The 17,725-nt window shown below is 45.6% G+C and carries 15 protein-coding genes; 10 read left to right on the top strand and 5 right to left on the bottom strand.

Annotated features, from left to right (window positions below; genetic code table 11):
- Positions 1-38 precede the first annotated feature (38 nt).
- Genes glmM through recJ form a run of 3 tightly spaced genes read left to right on the top strand, consistent with a single transcriptional unit; the run spans position 39 to position 3,744 of the window.
- On the top strand, positions 39-1,370 hold the full coding sequence (gene glmM, locus F890_RS15950; RefSeq protein WP_017397940.1) for a phosphoglucosamine mutase: 1,332 nt from the start codon (positions 39-41) through the stop codon (positions 1,368-1,370).
- Between the two features lie 14 nt (positions 1,371-1,384).
- Positions 1,385-2,041: a pyridoxamine 5'-phosphate oxidase gene (pdxH, locus tag F890_RS15945; RefSeq protein ID WP_005267646.1), complete on the top strand. Its 657-nt coding sequence runs from the start codon at positions 1,385-1,387 to the stop codon at positions 2,039-2,041.
- A gap of 2 nt (positions 2,042-2,043) precedes the next feature.
- The gene (gene recJ / locus F890_RS15940) at positions 2,044-3,744 is read left to right on the top strand and encodes a single-stranded-DNA-specific exonuclease RecJ (RefSeq protein WP_005267644.1); all 1,701 of its coding nucleotides are present in this window, start codon (positions 2,044-2,046) and stop codon (positions 3,742-3,744) included.
- Positions 3,745-3,796: 52 nt separating this feature from the next.
- Here recJ and F890_RS15935 read toward each other — a convergent pair whose 3' ends face one another.
- On the bottom strand, positions 3,797-4,630 hold the full coding sequence (locus F890_RS15935) for a putative porin (RefSeq protein ID WP_005267643.1): 834 nt from the start codon (positions 4,628-4,630) through the stop codon (positions 3,797-3,799).
- 174 nt (positions 4,631-4,804) lie between these two features.
- The gene (locus tag F890_RS15930) at positions 4,805-5,584 is read right to left on the bottom strand and encodes a putative porin (RefSeq protein ID WP_004729179.1); all 780 of its coding nucleotides are present in this window, start codon (positions 5,582-5,584) and stop codon (positions 4,805-4,807) included.
- Between the two features lie 500 nt (positions 5,585-6,084).
- Here F890_RS15930 and prfB point away from each other — a divergent pair.
- From prfB to F890_RS15905, 5 genes are all read left to right on the top strand, one after another.
- A protein-coding gene (gene prfB, locus F890_RS15925) for a peptide chain release factor 2 (RefSeq protein ID WP_101627160.1) occupies positions 6,085-7,180 on the top strand; the annotation gives its coding sequence in 2 pieces (ribosomal slippage) (positions 6,085-6,156 and positions 6,158-7,180; 1,095 coding nt in all).
- A gap of 146 nt (positions 7,181-7,326) precedes the next feature.
- Positions 7,327-7,626: an ArsR/SmtB family transcription factor gene (locus tag F890_RS15920; RefSeq protein ID WP_004281346.1), complete on the top strand. Its 300-nt coding sequence runs from the start codon at positions 7,327-7,329 to the stop codon at positions 7,624-7,626.
- 15 nt (positions 7,627-7,641) lie between these two features.
- Complete coding sequence (locus F890_RS15915) at positions 7,642-8,727, top strand: alkene reductase (RefSeq protein ID WP_005250347.1); 1,086 nt, start codon at positions 7,642-7,644, stop codon at positions 8,725-8,727.
- Positions 8,728-8,809: 82 nt separating this feature from the next.
- Positions 8,810-10,090 carry a 3-deoxy-D-manno-octulosonic acid transferase gene (locus F890_RS15910; RefSeq protein WP_005250349.1) on the top strand — a complete coding sequence of 427 codons (1,281 nt, stop codon included), beginning with the start codon at positions 8,810-8,812 and terminating at the stop codon, positions 10,088-10,090.
- A gap of 245 nt (positions 10,091-10,335) precedes the next feature.
- A complete protein-coding gene (locus F890_RS15905) occupies positions 10,336-11,049 on the top strand; it encodes a 16S rRNA (uracil(1498)-N(3))-methyltransferase (RefSeq protein WP_005250352.1) in 714 nt (237 codons plus the stop codon).
- Here F890_RS15905 and F890_RS15900 read toward each other — a convergent pair.
- Positions 11,023-12,003: a mechanosensitive ion channel family protein gene (locus F890_RS15900; RefSeq protein WP_004281355.1), complete on the bottom strand. Its 981-nt coding sequence runs from the start codon at positions 12,001-12,003 to the stop codon at positions 11,023-11,025. The genes F890_RS15905 and F890_RS15900 overlap by 27 nt on opposite strands.
- Before the next feature lie 106 nt (positions 12,004-12,109).
- Entirely contained in the window at positions 12,110-12,688 is a 579-nt protein-coding gene (locus F890_RS15895; protein WP_005250357.1) for a DUF805 domain-containing protein, read from the bottom strand.
- Positions 12,689-12,957: 269 nt separating this feature from the next.
- On the opposite strand from F890_RS15895, the gene acs reads away from it, so the two are divergent.
- Positions 12,958-14,904 (top strand): acetate--CoA ligase, encoded by a 1,947-nt coding sequence (acs, locus tag F890_RS15890; RefSeq protein ID WP_005250359.1) that lies wholly within the window; start codon positions 12,958-12,960, stop codon positions 14,902-14,904.
- Between the two features lie 130 nt (positions 14,905-15,034).
- The gene (locus F890_RS15885) at positions 15,035-16,216 is read left to right on the top strand and encodes an acyl-CoA dehydrogenase family protein (protein ID WP_005105355.1); all 1,182 of its coding nucleotides are present in this window, start codon (positions 15,035-15,037) and stop codon (positions 16,214-16,216) included.
- 62 nt (positions 16,217-16,278) lie between these two features.
- On the opposite strand, the gene F890_RS15880 is transcribed toward F890_RS15885, so the two are convergent.
- Positions 16,279-17,688 (bottom strand): cryptochrome/photolyase family protein, encoded by a 1,410-nt coding sequence (locus F890_RS15880; protein WP_005250361.1) that lies wholly within the window; start codon positions 17,686-17,688, stop codon positions 16,279-16,281.
- Positions 17,689-17,725 lie beyond the last annotated feature (37 nt).

The raw sequence follows: 17,725 nt of genomic DNA, 5'->3' as shown, positions 1-17,725 counted from the left end.
TGGGTGATATCAATCATCCGCTAAGAAGTGAGATAAAGATGAGTTATTTTGGTACGGATGGTATTCGTGGAAAGTTTGGCGAATTGCCGATTACCCCTGAGTTTGCCCTGAAACTGGGATTTGCGGCTGGTAAAGTTTTAAAACGTCATAGTAAAAAATCCAAACCATTGGTGGTTCTGGGTAAAGATACCCGTTTGTCTGGTTATATCCTGGAAGCTGCCTTACAGGCAGGTTTAAATGCCGCTGGCGTTTATGTTCACCTTTTAGGTCCACTACCGACACCGGCGATTGCTCACTTGACCCGTGCCTTACATGCCAGCTTGGGTATTGTCATTTCCGCTTCGCATAACCCGTATTTTGATAACGGCATTAAGTTCTTCTCTGCGGAAGGTAAAAAATTGCCAGATGCTTTACAAGACGAAATTAATCAGGAACTTGAAAAAGATTTTGTGATTGAAGATACGGCGAATCTGGGTAAAAGTATCCGGGTTAAAGATGCCAACGGTCGCTATATTGAATTCTGTAAATCGACGTTCCCGTATCATCTGGATCTGAATGAACTCACCATTGTGGTGGATTGTGCCAATGGTGCAGCCTATAACGTGGGACCTGCAGTGTTCCGTGAACTGGGCGCACGTGTAATTGCGATTCACAATGAGCCGAGCGGTTTAAATATTAATGAGGGCTGTGGTTCAACGCATCCGGAAAGCTTGCAACAAGCCGTGATTCAACATCAAGCGGATTTGGGTATTGCCTTTGATGGGGATGCTGACCGTGTGGTTCTCGTAGATAAAGCCGGTAATCTGATTGATGGCGACCATATTCTTTATATTCTTGCGACTCAAAGCTCGAAAAAACCGGCAGGTATCGTCGGTACCTTAATGAGCAATATGGCGCTGGAACTGGCGCTGGAAAAAGCTCAAGTGCCGTTATTACGTGCCAAAGTCGGCGACCGTTATGTATTACAAGGTCTGGAAGAAAATGGCTGGGTAATTGGCGGTGAGCCTTCTGGTCATATTCTGACTTTAGACAAGAGCACCACAGGCGATGCCATTATTGCAGCCCTGCAGGTTTTAACCGTGATGGTTGAACAGAAAAAAGCCCTGCATGAACTTGTGGCTGACTTTAAACTGTTGCCAAATGTCCTGGTCAATGTACGTTTAAATGCCATGTTTGACCCTTATTCAGTGCCTGAACTGGCAGCTGAATTTGAAAAAGCCGAACAGCAGCTTAAAGGTCGTGGCCGTTTATTGATTCGTAAATCTGGCACAGAACCTGTCATTCGTGTGATGGTCGAAGGCGATGATCTGGCTGAAGTCACCACACTTGCAAACAGCCTGGCAGATGCTGTGCGTGCCAATGCCGCTTAACAGGAACATAGATGATGAGTGATCTGATCAAGGATCTGAGTGAACTACGCCTGAATTATGAAAAAGGCGAGTTACAGGAACAGCAAGTCAATCCGAATCCACATATGCAGTTCCTGCAATGGTTTAACCATGCACTGGAAGCAAAATTGCATGAACCCTATGCCATGTCTTTGGCAACAGCCAATGCACAAGGTCGTCCACATGTGCGTACGGTATTGCTACGTGGAGCGACTGAAGCGGGTTATGACTTTTATACCAACTATGATAGTCAAAAAGGTCTGGATCTGGCTGAAAATCCTTATGCCGAACTGTTGTTGTACTGGCAGGATCAGGAGCGCCAGATTCGTATTTCAGGTCGTGTAAAGAAAATATCGGAAGAAGAATCGACCGACTATTATCATAAACGTCCACGCGAAAGCCAGATTGCCGCGCATATCAGTACCCCGCAAAGTGGCATCGTGGCTAGTCGTGAGGAATTGCAGCAACGTTTTTGGGATTTGCATACCCAGGTTGCCAATCAGCAACAGCTGGACAAGCCGGTATTCTGGGGCGGTTATCGTCTCGAACCCGATTATTATGAATTCTGGCAGGGTCGTCCGAACCGTTTGCATGACCGTTTAAGTTATCGCAAAACCGATGCCGGCTGGACTTTAGAGCGCTTAATGCCATAACCATGCAAAAACTGGAAATCAAACAACGTCCATTGCTGACACGCCCTGAAAATTTACCGGGCGTCCCTGCATTTGTGGCCGAGATTCTGGCTCGTCGTGGGGTGGAATCCGAGCAGGAACTTGAGCTCAAGCTGAAGCATTTGCTGGCACCGACCATGAAAGGCTTGCCTGAAGCCATTCAATTGATGGATCAGGCGATTGATCATGGCCAGAAAATCGTGATTGTCGGCGATTATGATGCCGATGGCGCGACCAGTACTGCACTCATGGTGCTGGCACTGCGTGATATGGGCGCCAATGTTGAATATCTGGTACCAGACCGTTTTAAATATGGGTATGGATTGACGCCCGCAATTGCAGATCTGGCCTTTGTCAATTTCACGCCTGATTTACTGATTACCGTGGACAATGGCATTTCCAGCCATGACGGAGTAAAACAGGCGCAGGATCATGGCATGCAGGTGATCATTACCGATCATCATCTAACGACCAAGCCGACACCAAAAGCCGAAGCGGTGGTTAATCCGAATCAGCTCGGTTGCGATTTCCCGAGCAAGGCCTTGGCCGGGGTGGGGGTGGCATTTTATGTGCTGGCCAATCTGTCGACCCATCGCAAGAAACTGGGGAAATCCTGTACGGTAATTACCAATTATCTTGATCTGGTAGCGCTCGGTACTTATGCCGATGTCGCGAGTCTGGACTATAACAACCGGATTCTGGTCGATGCAGGGTTGAAACGGATCCAGCAAGGGTTATGCCGAGCAGGAATCAGTGCGCTACTTGATATTGCAAAGCGTGATCCTGCTGGTCTGAAAGCTCAAGATTTGGGCTTTGTTTTAGGCCCACGGATTAACGCGGCTGGACGCATGGAAACCATGGATATCGGGATCGAATGTTTGCTGGCTCCTGATCTGACAACTGCTTATCCACTGGCTGAACAGCTGAATCAGCTCAATGTCGAACGCCGTCAGGTGGAAGGTAAAATCAAGCAGGAAGCCTTGCTTGAGCTGGATAAAATCCAGTGGGATGCCACTGAACTACCTGCTGCGTTGATCATGTTTGAACAGCATTGGCATCAGGGAGTGATCGGGATTGTAGCAGGGCGTTTAAAAGAGCAGTTCCATCGTCCGAGTATTGTTTTTGCCGCGGATCAGGATGGGATTCATATCAAAGGTTCGGCGCGTTCGATTGAAGGTATTCATATTCGTGATGCGATTGAACAGGTGGCAGAGCAATATCCTCATTTAGTCAGTCATTTTGGTGGCCATGCAGCAGCAGCCGGTTTAACCCTGAAAAAAGAAAATTTCGCCGAGTTTAAGCAGGTCTTTGAAGTACTGATTGGTGCGATGGATGAGGATTTATTCACTGCGACTTTATGGACGGATGGAGAGCTGCCAGCTTCTGCTTTTCACATTGAAACAGTCGATTTATTACAGAATTTAAGTCCATGGGGGCAAAAATTCCCCCAACCGATTTTTGATGGTGTGTTTAAAATCATGCACTATCGCTGGCTTAAAGATGTGCATCTTAAGTTACGTGTGGCGTTGGAGAATGGGCAGGTCGTGGATGCGATCGCTTTCAATGCAGCGGATAAATATGACTTTGACCCGATGAAAGATACACGATTGGTCTATGAGCTGGATAAAAATGTATTTAATGGCAATATCAGCTTGCAAATGCGGATTATCCATTTAGAACAATAGGCCATAAAAAACCGCTCGAGTGAGCGGTTTTTTTTGCTTTTAATCGGAGAGATTAGAAGCGGAAAGTACCGTTAATACCGAAAGAGTCAGCACCGTCAGTAGTTGTGTAATTCACGCCAGCTGCAATTGCAGGTGTAAAGAATTTTTGAGCACGTACTGAGAATACAGTATCAAAATCTTCTAAGGTTGCATCGTTAATAGATACGCCCACGCTTAAAGTTGGATCAATATAAAGATCAGCAGCTACACCATACGCATTCTCATCACCAAAAGCAGTGAATGCTTCAAAGTTAGCGTAGTGGTTGCCAACTAAAGTTACATATTTAGCACGTAGGGTAAGAGCTGTGTCATCTGCCAATGCACTTGATGTGCTATAAGCATTAATGAAACCCTTTTTAGCAACTTGAGCTGCATCGATATTTTCTTTAGAAATACCGGCTGCTAAAAGTAAGCCATTAATAGGCAGATAACCTGCTTCAATTGCATAACCCGTATTGTCATCAGATGCTTTGCCAAATTCACTTTCAGCAGTAACTTCTGCACGGTTTAAGCTACCCGCAACATAGAACTGTGAGTTTGGAATAAAGAATTCACCATTGATACCTACAGTATCAATTTCCAGTTCAACACCTTCGTCTTCAGTGCTTGCATTAGCATAAGCCAAACCAATATTGCTTGCTTTGCTTAAAAATGCTGCTTCAGCAAGAGGAGCATTTTTAACTTGAACCCCATTTAAATAATATTTTCCACCAATTGCAAAGGTATCTATATCCCCTAAGCCATCGGTGTCTGTATTTTCATATGCTGCATTAACTTCAGCTTGATAAGCATGTGCAGTTCCCAGGCCAGCAAGAAGCGCTGTAGCAAGAGCAAGTTTCTTAAGCATTTAGATTTCTCTCTTTGTTATAAAAATATGACTGTTTGATGAACAGTTGTAACAAATTGTACAGCTTATATTCGCCCCGTCAATGTGCAAAAATACCTAAATGCTTGTTAAAAGTGCAATAAAAAAACCCATCCGAGGATGGGTTTCTATGAATGACTAACTTTTGGTTTTAGATTAGAAGCGGTACTTCGCTGCTACACCAAAGGTATTGTAGTCATTGTTAAACTGTTCGCCAAAGCCGACACGGCCTTCTAAGCTCACTTGCTGGTTAATGAACTTACGTGCATTAATACCAAATTCGCTCTTGTCGGTAATATCATTGTTGTGATAATCAGCACCGACACTCAAGGTTTTGTCGATGAAATAATCTGCTGCCAGATTGTATTCATCTAAATCACCAAACGCTGCACCTGCTTCCAGGTTGATGTCTTTACCGTTGCTAAGTGTAGTGACATATTTAGCACGCAATGTTGGATCTACGCCATCATCATTGTCGTTATCCCAACCTTTTACACCCGCCGCAATCAATAGACCTGGCGCTGGCAGATAACCGACTTCAGCTGCATAGGTGGTTAAATCATTTTCTACATCATCATTGTCTTGCAGATCATGGCCATTGACGTTACCGCTTAAGTAGAAGTCAGAATTCGGTACGAAGTACTCTGCACCTACGCCATAACGATGCGCTTCAGAATCACCAATTTCATTATATTGATATTGCGCACTCACGTTGCTAGCACGATCAAGGAATGCTGCTTCTGCTAATGGTGCATTACGTGTTTGAACTGGATTGAAGTAATATGTACCATCAACGCCGAAAGAACCGCTAGTTCCACCGTTGTCAGGATCAAACACTCCTGCTGATGCACCAATTTCTGCTTGGTAAGCATGTGCTGCTGTACCAGTCATTGCTATTGCTGAAAGTAGTGCCGAAGCAATCGCTAATTTTTTCATGGTTACTACCCCTCAAATCGTGAGTTAAAAACATTACACTTTTTGTTACAACTTTCAGTCTAGAGCAATTCCAAAGATCGTCAATCAAAGGAAAGTTACAGTAATGTGAATAGCGTAATCTTGTGTAATTTTTGCTAAACAAGTGACTGAATAATAAAATTAAATTTATAATGTAGTGTTTTATTAAAACTGTGTAGATATTGTGGAATCTATTGAATTCGCTGATTTTTTATACAGACCAATAAGAAATCCTAAATTATAAAATCAATTGCAAAATTATATTTCGGTCATAAAACGGGGCTAAAAAGCCGATAAAAATTTCGGATAAAAAGACGCAAAAGAGTCTATGAGATGTTGAAAATTGGATGAGGGAAATACAGGTCTAAATGCTCAAGACATTCGAGCTTTAGACTGAATGGATCGTTAAAATAGCGGAAATAGACTGTGCTATAATATCGGGCTAAGAATTTTGTGCCTAATTTTGATTGAGAGTAATTCACGTGGAAATTAATCCGTATCTAAACCAATTAAAAGACTTAAACGAACGTGGTCAAACACTACGGGGGTATCTTTGACTACGATCTGAAAAAAGAGCGTTTAGAAGAAGTCCTGCGTGAATTAGAAGATCCAACGATCTGGAATGATCAGAGTCGTGCTCAAGCAATGGCCAAAGAAAAAGGCGAGCTTGAAAATGTATTAAATGTGCTGGATCGCTTAAGTACCCAGCTTGAAGATGCACAGGCTTTGCTTGATCTGGCGGTTGAAGCGGATGATGAAAGCTTGCTAGAAGACGTACAGGCTGAACTGAGCACGGCTGAAGAAGAACTGGCCAAGCTTGAATTTCGCCGTATGTTCAATAATCCGATGGATCCAAACCCTTGCTATCTTGAAATTCAAGCTGGTTCAGGCGGTACAGAAGCACAGGACTGGGCGTCTATGTTGCTACGTATGTATCTACGCTGGATTGAACGTCATGGCTTTAAAGCAGAAGTGATGGAAGAATCTGATGGCGATGTTGCCGGGATTAAATCTGCGACGATTCGTGTGGAAGGTGAGTACGCCTATGGCTGGTTACGTACCGAATCTGGTGTACATCGTTTAGTGCGTAAATCACCATTTGACTCGGGCAACCGTCGTCATACCTCATTTTCTGCCGTGTTTGTCTCACCTGAAGTAGATGACAATATCGAAATTGAAATCAATCCGTCCGATGTTCGTACCGATACTTACCGTGCATCAGGGGCGGGTGGTCAGCATATTAACAAAACAGATTCTGCCGTGCGTTTAACCCATGCACCGACCGGAATTGTGGTGGCCTGTCAGAACCAGCGTTCACAACATGCCAACCGTGACCACGCCTGGAAGCAGTTACGTGCCAAACTTTATGAGCTCGAGATGAGCAAACGTAACGAAGCGGCACAAGCACTGGAAGATTCCAAGTCTGACATTGGGTGGGGTAGTCAGATCCGTTCTTATGTCCTGGATGATTCACGTATTAAGGATTTGCGTACAGGTGTGGAAAATTCCAATACTGGCGCAGTTCTGGACGGTGATCTGGACAAATTTATCGAAGCAAGCCTGAAACAGGGCCTGTAAGAAATCGTTTAAAAGCTGGCGTAACAAAGCTTGTGCAGATTGTGATTATTATATCTAAAATTTTCGATATATAAATCGAAAAAATACGATATAATGGTCGCAGATGCTGAATAAAGTTTCGTTGCGCCACTGATTGTGATGTGCCTATGGACCTTGATCTAATTTTTAAAGCCTTAGCCAATCCGACCCGTCGACAAATTCTGGAGTGGTTAAAATCTCCGGAGCAATATCTGTCTGCGGAAGAGTGTGGTGGCTTTCAACGTGGGGTCTGTGCAGGTCAAATTGAACGTTTGGGCCAGGTTTCCCAGTCCACCATGTCCAATCACCTGTCGGTGTTACAGCAGACTGGCCTGATCACTGCGACCAAGCATGGACAGTGGTCATATTTCTCCCGCAATGAAACTTTGATTCAACAATTTATCGAACACCTACAACAACACCTTTAACAGGTGGGAGTAACGATGGCTGAATTAAATTCTCCTTTAACGCTCGGTGCGTTAGAGCTTAAAAACCGTGTCATCATGGCGCCGCTGACCCGTAACCGCGCAACTGCTGATCGCGTTCCAACCCCAATGATGGTTGAATACTATGCGCAACGTGCAAGTGCTGGCCTGATTATTTCTGAAGCCACAGTGATTTCTGAAGAAGCCAATGGCTATTTAAATACTCCAGGATTGTTTACCGATGCTCAGGTCGAAGGCTGGAAAAAGGTTACTCAAGCGGTTCATGAGAAGGGCGGTCTGATTGTTGCCCAGCTTTGGCATGTTGGTCGTGTATCGCATCCGGATCTGTTAAATGGTGAAACACCAGTCTCTGCAAGTGCAGTACAACAGGCGGGTCATGTCAGCTTGTTACGTCCAAAACGTCCATACGTTACGCCACGTCCTTTGGAAGTTTCTGAAATTCATGCCATTACCGAGCAATATAAGCAAGCCGCGATTCGTGCTAAAGAAGCCGGTTTTGATGGTGTTGAATTACATGCTGCCAATGGTTATCTGATTGACCAGTTCTTGCAAAGCAAAACCAATCAGCGTGAAGATGAATACGGCGGTTCAGTGGAAAATCGTACACGTTTCCTGCTAGAAGCAACTGATGCACTGATTGAAGTATGGGGCGCAGATCGTGTAGGGGTGCATTTTGCGCCGCGTTGTGATGACCATGACATGGGCGACAATGATCCACGTGAAACATTTGGCTATGCCATGGAGCAGCTGGGTAAGCGCAAGATTGCCTTCTTCTTTACCCGTGAATATCTGGCAGAAGACAGTATTTCTGAATATATGAAAGAGCGTTCAGGTGGAGTGCCTTATATTGCCAATATGCAACTAAGTCGTAAAGATGCGATTGAGCTGTTGGCATCAGGCAAGGCTGATGCGGTGGCTTTTGGTAAGGCTTATATTGCCAATCCGGATCTATACGAACGTCTGCTCGAAGATGCGCCGCTGAATGAACTGAAGCTGGAAAATATGATCGGAACCAATGTCGCGGAAGGCTATATTGATTATCCGACATTGGCTGAAGCAGAAGCTTTAACTACAGTAGAGTAATCTAAAAATGAGCCACATTGATTAACATGTTGATGTGGCTCTGCTATATTCTGCCCATTGAATCTTTGGACAGGGGCGCAATGTGGCCACTCCATTTTGGTATAACGCAGCCTTGGCGCTGGTTAAACCCTTATATCAATCGCGTATCCGTAAACGTGCGACCGATCCTGAACAATTACAACAAGAACTGACAGAACGTTTCGGCCCGTTTCAGCCACCCAAAAACCTGCATGCCATCTGGTTTCATGTGGTGTCGGTGGGTGAAACCAATGCTGCCCAACCGTTAATTGAACATTATTTAAAACTTGGCCATCCGGTGCTGGTCACCAATACCACCAAAACCGGTCAGGCACGCGCTAAATCACTTTTTTTAAAAGCGCCTTATCTCGATTTGTTTCAAGCCGTGTATTTGCCTGCTGACCAGAAAACTTTAATTCGTGAATTTTATCAAAAATATCAGCCGAAACTTTTATTGCTGATGGAAACTGAACTTTGGCCGAATCTGCTGGATCAGGCACCCCAGTTTAATGTGCCAAGTGTATTGTTGAATGCGCGTCTGTCCGAAAAATCCGCCAAAGGCTATGCCAAGGTTAAAGGTTTGTCCCGTGGCATGCTCAATAATTTAACTGGTCTTTTGGCACAGGATACAGCCACCCAGCAACGTTATATCCAGTTGGGAATCGCAGCTGAAAAAACCCAAGTTTTGGGCAATATCAAATTTGATATTACTGCGCCCGAGCGCTTTATTCATCAGGCAGATCAATTGAAACAGGAGTGGCAGTTAGGGGGGCGAAAGATCGTCACGTTAGCTAGTACTCATGCTCCTGAAGAAAAAGAAATTCTGAGTGTTTTAAAAGCTGCTTTAGAAGCTGATCCATATTTGGTCTGTATTGTGGTACCGCGCCATCCGGAACGTTTTGATGAGGTGTTCCAAGCTGCACAGTCTTTGGGATTGAAAATCCAGCGTCGAAGTCTAGGTCAACATATTAAAGCAGATACCCAGGTTTATTTGGCCGATTCGATGGGTGAAATGTGGCTTTGGTATGCTTTGAGTCAGGCATGTTATGTGGGTGGTTCTTTAAATGAACCAGGTGGTGGACATAATATTTTGGAGCCGATTGCGCTGAATGTGCCGACTGTTTTAGGCAAAAACTATTTTAATTTTCAGACTATCGTGGATGAGTTCGTTCAGGCAGACGCAGTCGCAGTGGTGCAGGATGCCCAGCAGGCTGCAGAGGTATTACTGGAACTTTTGCAAGATCAGGTTAAGGCGGAAATCTTGAATGCGGCAGCGCAGCAAATTATGCAGTTAAATACGGGATCGCTTGCCAAGCATATTCAGGTGATTGATCAGTATTTATAATTTTTGGTCATTCCCTCATTTATCATGTTTGATCGAAATATTCATTCGTAGGGGATACCTACTTTTCAGAGATGAAAAGTAGCAAAAATCTTTTGTATCACTGAAGGGATGTCCTTATCCCTCAGTGATACGGGCGGCATCCCTGCCACCAATCGTGATAGCTGATTGTAATTATAGTCTGGTCAGAAACCTTATTTTTTTCATCTTTTAACTCTTCACTTCTTATTTTTTTGAACTTGATCATTATGAATATCGTCCTGCTTGATCCACGTCAAACCGAAGCTGAATTCTGGTCGATTAGCTCAACTAGGCAACTGGAACATCTGCAGCAGCATCTACAAATTCAAGTGGGAGATACTTTAAAAGTCGGAATTCGGGAAGGTCAGCGTTACCTGACGGAAATTGTCGAAATCTCTGAAAAAGCAGCGCGCTTGAAACCACTGCAAGAAGAAGCGGTTCCAGAAAAATTGCCAGTGACTTTAATCGTCGCCTTGCCACGTCCGAAAGTGCTGCGCCGTCTGATTATGGATAGTGTCACTTTGGGCGTTGAAAAAATCATTTTACTGCATAGCTATCGTGTCGATAAAAGCTATTGGCAAACTCCATTTTTACAGCAGTTAAATCATTATATCGAGCTGGGACTGGAACAGGCAGGCGATACGGTTGCTCCGAAAATCGAGCTGTATAAACGCTTTAAACCCTTTGTTGAAGATATCTTGCCGGGTTTGATTAGTGCGGATGGTCCGGCTTATGTGGCACATCCTTATGCAGAGCAAGCGATGCCTTTTGCGATTGAGCATCCCTGTACGATTGTTATTGGTCCGGAGGGTGGATTTATTCCATATGAAGTTGATTTACTCATCAAAAACGGCTGCCAGGCTGTGAGTCTGGGCAACCGTATTATTCGTACAGAAACTGTGATTCCTTATGTTTTAGGTCGACTGTTTAGCACGTGCTGAAGCTTCTTCATTGCCTTCGCCACGATAGACTTTGACTTCCTGTACCGGATAAGGAATCGAAATATTATGCTCAGCAAAAGCCTGAATCACCCGTTCCTGCACCGCACTGATTGAAGTTCCGGTGCCGGTTTCAGTGGTATCGACCCACCAGAAAGCTTTTAGGGTAATAGAAAAGTCAGCCAGCGCCGTTACGTTGACACTAAAGCCTGGCTGGCTCAGGATGGTTGGATCTTTATCTAAAATAGCGGTGATCAGGTCCTTGGCTTTCTGGATGTCATCTTCATAGCCGATGCCCACCACGAATTCGCAGCGGCGACGGGTATAGGCGGTATTGACTGTGACCGCACTGGTGTAGACCGTGGCATTTGGAATCACGATACGGCGGCCATCTGGTGAGCGTAAAAAGGTCGCACGAATCTGGATATCTTCAACGGTACCTTCCATGCCATTCACGATAATGTCATCGCCAATCTTGAACGGTTCACTGAGCAGAATCAACACGCCAGAGAGCAGGTTCTGGAAAATATCCTTGAAGGCAAAACCGATCGCGACCGAACCAATCCCGAGGGCACTCATCAGCTGACCTGGGGTAAAGCCAGGAACAGCAATCACCAGTCCAATCAGAATACCAAAGAAAATAATAAAGGTACTGCCGACACGGTTGAGTACCAACACCAGATTCTGACGGGTATAAGAGCGGTTTTCCAAAGTTTTACGTACGAAAAACTTGAAGACTTTGGAGAGTAACCAGAAAATCGTAATTACGATCAGTGCGATACAGAAATAAGGCACACGTTCCCAGAAACCTTCCATGATCTTGTCAATGGTGCTGTAGGCATCATTATACTTGGCGGTATGTTCAATCACGGTCTGGGTCGTTTTCTCAGTTGCCTGATGTAACAACTCCGTGGTGCCCTCAGTTACCTGGCTTAAGGTATTGTTTTGCTCTGCCACAAAAATTCCACAATTCAAATTTCGCCTATTTTGCCTGATGTTCAGCAAAAAATTAATAAGGACTCGAAGTCACCAGTAGATAATTTTAAAAATAACGGCGCTGTTGTTAAAAGTATTTGGTGGTTTTTTGCATCATTTCCGTGGGGGTAGGGGTTTGTTCTTCACCGCTCATATAACTGAATAAAGCGATAGATCCCAACAAGCTAAGCAGGGTCAGGATAATCATCAGCCAGGCCAGAATTTTTTCCCAGAGCAAGGTCATCCGTGCCGGACCATACTGATTAGTGCCTCGATCGCCCGAACCAAAAACGATATAAAGCCATACAAAAATGTTTACTAGCGGCAGCAAAAATAATAGCGCCCACCAGCCACTGCGGTTCATATCATGCAAACGGCGAACGGTCACCACTAAAGCGAAATACACATAGACCAGAACCATGGCCAGTACAACAATACTGGCCAAACCTTGCAGTGAAATCAGCCAGTTGGGATCCATGGAGTGGGTAGAAATATTCACAATATCAATGCTGAGACCCAGTGCGATACTGCCAAATAAAAAAATGAAATACAGAAATGCCGACCAGGCAATAAAGCTCAAGCGTCCGAAGCGGCCTTTCATCGAAAGGGGATGATCCGATGCAGGCAGCGCAGGCGGGCTAAAGTAGGGAGATTCAGGCGATTTCATAAAGCGTATCCTGCTAAATCAGATGAAATAACCACAAGCGGTCAATTTTATTTTTAAGGGCTGTGCTACAGATCATACACATTTGCGCAGAAGATTCTGTACTGTAAGTTGTGGTTTATTTTGATTGAATTTGTATAAATAATCTACGACGAAAGCATGATTGCCGGATTTGAAATAAGCAGGCCATACTGCCATTATGCATAAAAAACAATCAACAACGCAGCATTAACCTCTCGTGATGAGATAGAACAAAATCAAGGAAGTGACCTATGCAAGAGATCTATCCAGTACCCGAAGAATTTAAAAAAACAGCACGTACGCTCGAAGACCAGTACTTTGAACGTTATCAATATTCTATAGAACAGCCAGATAAATTTTGGGCAGAACAGGCGCAACGTCTGGACTGGATCAAGCCCTTTACCCAAGTCAAAAATACCAGCTTTAACAAAGACGATTTTAAAATCGAATGGTTTGCCGATGGTCAGCTCAATGTCAGTGCCAACTGTCTGGATCGGCACCTGAAAGAACATCCTTATAAACCGGCCATCATCTGGGAAGGGGATCATCCTTCGCGGCACAAGATTATTTCCTTTGCCGAGCTGCATGATGAAACCTGCCGTTTTGCCAATGTGCTGAAGAAAAATGGCATCCAGAAAGGCGACCGGGTCATGCTGTATATGCCGATGGTTTCTGAAGCTGCGATTGCTATGTTGGCCTGTGCCCGGATCGGGGCGGTGCATTGCGTGGTATTTGGTGGTTTCTCGCCAGATTCTTTGGCCAGCCGGATTGAAGACTGTCAGGCGAAAATGGTGATTACTGCGGATTCCGGCATGCGCGGCGGTAAGGCCATTCCACTGAAAGCCAATGTCGATGAAGCACTGAAACTGGCGGGTACAGACTCGATTCAAAATGTAATGGTGGTACACCGCACCGGTAACCCAATTGAAATGCAGGAAGGACGTGATCTGTGGTATCACACGGAAATTATGTCAGTGAATGACATCTGTCCACCCGAACCGATGAATGCCGAAGATCCGCTGTTTATCCTGTATACCTCAGGTTCCACCGGCAAGCCCAAGGGCGTGATGCATAGCACCGGCGGTTATCTGACCTATGTGAATTGCACCTTCCGTGAAGCATTTGATATCAAGCAGGATGATGTATTCTGGTGTACCGCAGATGTGGGCTGGATCACCGGGCATTCCTATGTACTGTATGGGCCACTCTCGAATGGGACCACCACCGTGATGTTTGAAGGTGTGCCGCAATATCCAAGCTGGGCGCGTACTGGACATATTGTTGATAAGCATAACGTGACCATTCTCTATACTGCACCGACCGCGATCCGCGCCATGATGCGTGAGGGCGATGCTTTTGTACGGGAAAGTGACCGTAGCAGCCTGAGAATTTTAGGATCGGTCGGTGAGCCAATTAATCCGGAAGCCTGGAACTGGTACTACACCGTGGTCGGTGAAAGCCGCTGTCCCGTCATCGATACCTGGTGGCAAACCGAAACTGGCGGTTTTATGATTACGCCCTTGCCGGGTGCGACTGATTTAAAACCGGGTTCTGCGACACGACCTTTCTTCGGCGTACAACCAGCTATTGTTGATGCCGATGGCAAGGAACTGGAGGGTGAAGCTGAGGGAAATCTGGTGATTAAGGATTCCTGGCCGGGTCAGATGCGTACCATTTGGGGAGACCCGGAGCGTTTTATTGAAGCTTATTTCTCTACCTATCCCGGTACTTATTTTACCGGAGATGGGGCGCGTCGCGATAAAGATGGTTATTACTGGATTACCGGTCGTGTCGATGATGTCCTGAATGTGTCCGGACATCGTCTAGGTACGGCAGAAATTGAAAGTGCACTGGTGGCGCATGAATCGGTGGCTGAGGCCGCTGTAGTGGGTATGCCGCATGATATTAAAGGTCAGGGCATTTGTGCCTTTGTGACTTTGCAGGCTGATGTTGCCAGTTCAGATCAATTACGTGGAGAACTGGTCAGCTGGGTACGCAAGATTCTTGGTCCAGTGGCTACACCAGACGCCTTGCACTGGGCACCGGCCTTGCCAAAAACCCGCTCCGGCAAAATCATGCGGCGGATCCTGCGAAAAATTGCAGCCGATGAGCTGGATAGTCTCGGAGATACTTCAACCCTGGCTGAACCGCAGGTGGTGGATCATTTGATCGCAGAGGTACAGCGTAATAACGCTTAAATTTAAGCTTTTCCAATACCGGCATCCCGCCGGTATTTTTATATCGGGAATAAGCTCTGCATGCTTTCGGATATAGTGACAGGCTGCAATCTGCTAAGCTCAAGCCATGCTGAATATAGGTCCAAAAACAATGAATATACGACAATCATATCTCGATCAGTTGCCCTTAGAGATTGCCCGGCAACTGGCTGAAACTTTCGCCCAGACTGCAGCAGAACGGGATAAACAGGGGGGGAATCCCAAAGCCGAACGTGACCTGATTCGCCAGAGTAGCTTGCTTGGCCTGTCTATTCCGAAGCACTATGGTGGTCAGGGTGCCGACTGGCAGACCATTTTTAGCACCATTCAGACCATTGCCCAAGTCGACAGTTCATTGGCGCATGTCTATGGCTTTCATCATTTGCTGATTGCGACCGTGCAATTATTTTCCCAATCGGAACAATATGGCCCGTGGTTTGAACAGACTGCCCAAAATAATCTATTCTGGGGTAATACTCTAAATCCGCTGGACCATCGCACCACAGTTACAAAAGTTTCAGAAAACGAATATATTTTCCATGGTGATAAAAGCTTCTGCTCAGGTTCGATTGATTCGGATATGTTGCTGTGTTCAGGTTATGACGAAGCAGGAAAATTACTGATAGGAGTGATTCCTACCTGGCGAGAGGGCGTGAGCTTTCTGGGCGACTGGAACAATATGGGCCAACGCCAGACCGACAGTGGTACCAGCCATTTTGAGCAGGTCAAAATTCATGAAGATGAATTGCTGTTAAATCCCGGTCCACTGAGTACGCCATATTCCAGTCTACGGCCTTTGATTGCCCAGCTGATTTTTGTGCATCTGTTTTTGGGCGTGGCAGAAGGGGCATTTGACGTCGCCAAGCAGACCGTACAAACCCAAAAAGCCTGGTCCAAATCACTGGCAGACGATGCAGTGAATGATCCTTTTATCCAGAAGCATTTTGCCGAGTTTTATGTACAACTGGAAAGTGTACGCTTACTGGCAGATAAAGCGGTTCAGACTTTACAGGCAGCCTGGGAGCTTGGGAATGATTTAACAGCTGAGCAGCGCGGTGAAGTCTCAGTTGCCATTGCCACAGCCAAAATTGCCGCAACCAATACCTCTCTCTATATTACCCAGAATATTTTCCAGGTGATGGGTGCGCGGGCCACCACGGCCAAGCTCAATCTTGACCGTTTCTGGCGCAATGTCCGCACCCAGACCTTGCATGACCCGATCGATTATAAATATCAGGAAGTGGGGGAATGGGTGCTGACTGGAAAAGTGCCTGATCCGAGTTTTTATTCCTGATCTAAAAATAAAACAGCCTCTTTATCGGAGGCTGTTTTTATTCGGGATGAAAAAATTTGGTTTTAAATATGCTTAAACGCCTCAATCGCTCTTACACGAGAGGCTTTCAAATCCACAATCGGTTTTGGATAATCCAGTTCAAGATCCGGATTTTTGGCATAGGGTTCGTGAATGCTTTTGGCATCCAGATGCGCCAGTTCCGGCACCCATTGACGGATGTAATCTCCATTCGGATCAAACTTCTGTGATTGGCTGACCGGGTTAAAAACCCGGAAATAGGGTACCGCATCCATACCCGTCGAGGCACACCATTGCCAACCGCCATTGTTCGCCGCCAGATCACCATCAATCAGATGCTGCATGAACCAGCTTTCTCCCAGACGCCAGTCAATCAGCAGGTTTTTACATAGAAACATCGCAGTAATCATACGCACCCGGTTATGCATCCAGCCAGTAGCCCGTATCTGCCGCATACCAGCATCGACAATTGGAATCCCGGTGTGTCCTTGCTGCCAGGCGGCCAAATCTTCAGGTGCATTGCGCCACTGGATATTATCGGTATTTTCCTTAAAAGGCCGATGTCTGGATACACGGGGAAAATCAAACAGGGTATGCAGATAAAATTCGCGCCAGAGCAGTTCATCCAGCCAGGTCTGCTGACCGATATCATCAATCTGGAAATATCCGTCCTTAAACAGGGTCTGCATACATTGACGGATTGAGAGAATACCGATATTCAGATACGGTGACAGGCGGCTGGTACCATCAACTGCAGGTAAATCACGCTCGGTTTTATAGTGAGCCATTTTCTCCCCGATAAAGTCATCGAGCAGCTCAATGGCAGCTTGATCCTGCGCAGGCCAGAGCTGGGCAGTATGGTCAACAGAATAATCAGCCGCAAATTTTCCCAGATCAAAATTGTTCAGCTGATCCGGTAATTCAAGCAGATCTTGAGGCTGAATGGCAGGATAGCAGCCCGGTATATCCTGAATCAGTCGCTCATAGCATTTTTTCTTGAATGCGCTATAGACCTGATAGGGTTGATTGGACTGATTGCGGATACTGGTCAGTGGAAACAGGCTGCGATCATGATACAGCTCGACCCGGATCTGCTGCTGTTCCAGCATCTGCTGTACCTTTGCATCACGTTGCAGTTCATTCACGCCCACCTCAATATTGGCATGTAGCGTATCAATCCGCAGTTTTTGACACAGGTTTAGCATTTCGGCCGGCAGGTCTTGCCATAAGGGAATATTTAAAATGATTAATGGAATATTCAGCTGCGCTAACTGCTGCTTTAAGATGCCGAGGCGGCGCAGATAAAAATCAATTTTAGTCCGGGCATCCTGATGCAGCTTCCATTGTTCGGGAGAGAGAACCACCAGTGCTATACAGCTGCCTTGCTGGGTGGCATGCCAGAGCGCGGCATGATCATGAATGCGGAGGTCTTGACGAAACCAGATCAGTTGCATTGTTCAAATTCTTGGAAAGTCGTTAGTGCAGAATTTT

Origin of the sequence: Acinetobacter sp. CIP 64.7 (genome assembly GCF_000369745.1) — a bacterium.
GTDB classification, from domain to species: Bacteria; Pseudomonadota; Gammaproteobacteria; order Pseudomonadales; family Moraxellaceae; genus Acinetobacter; species Acinetobacter fasciculus.
The sequence above is the reverse complement of the archived record's forward strand: the minus strand, read 5'-3'. Positions and strand labels throughout refer to the sequence as shown.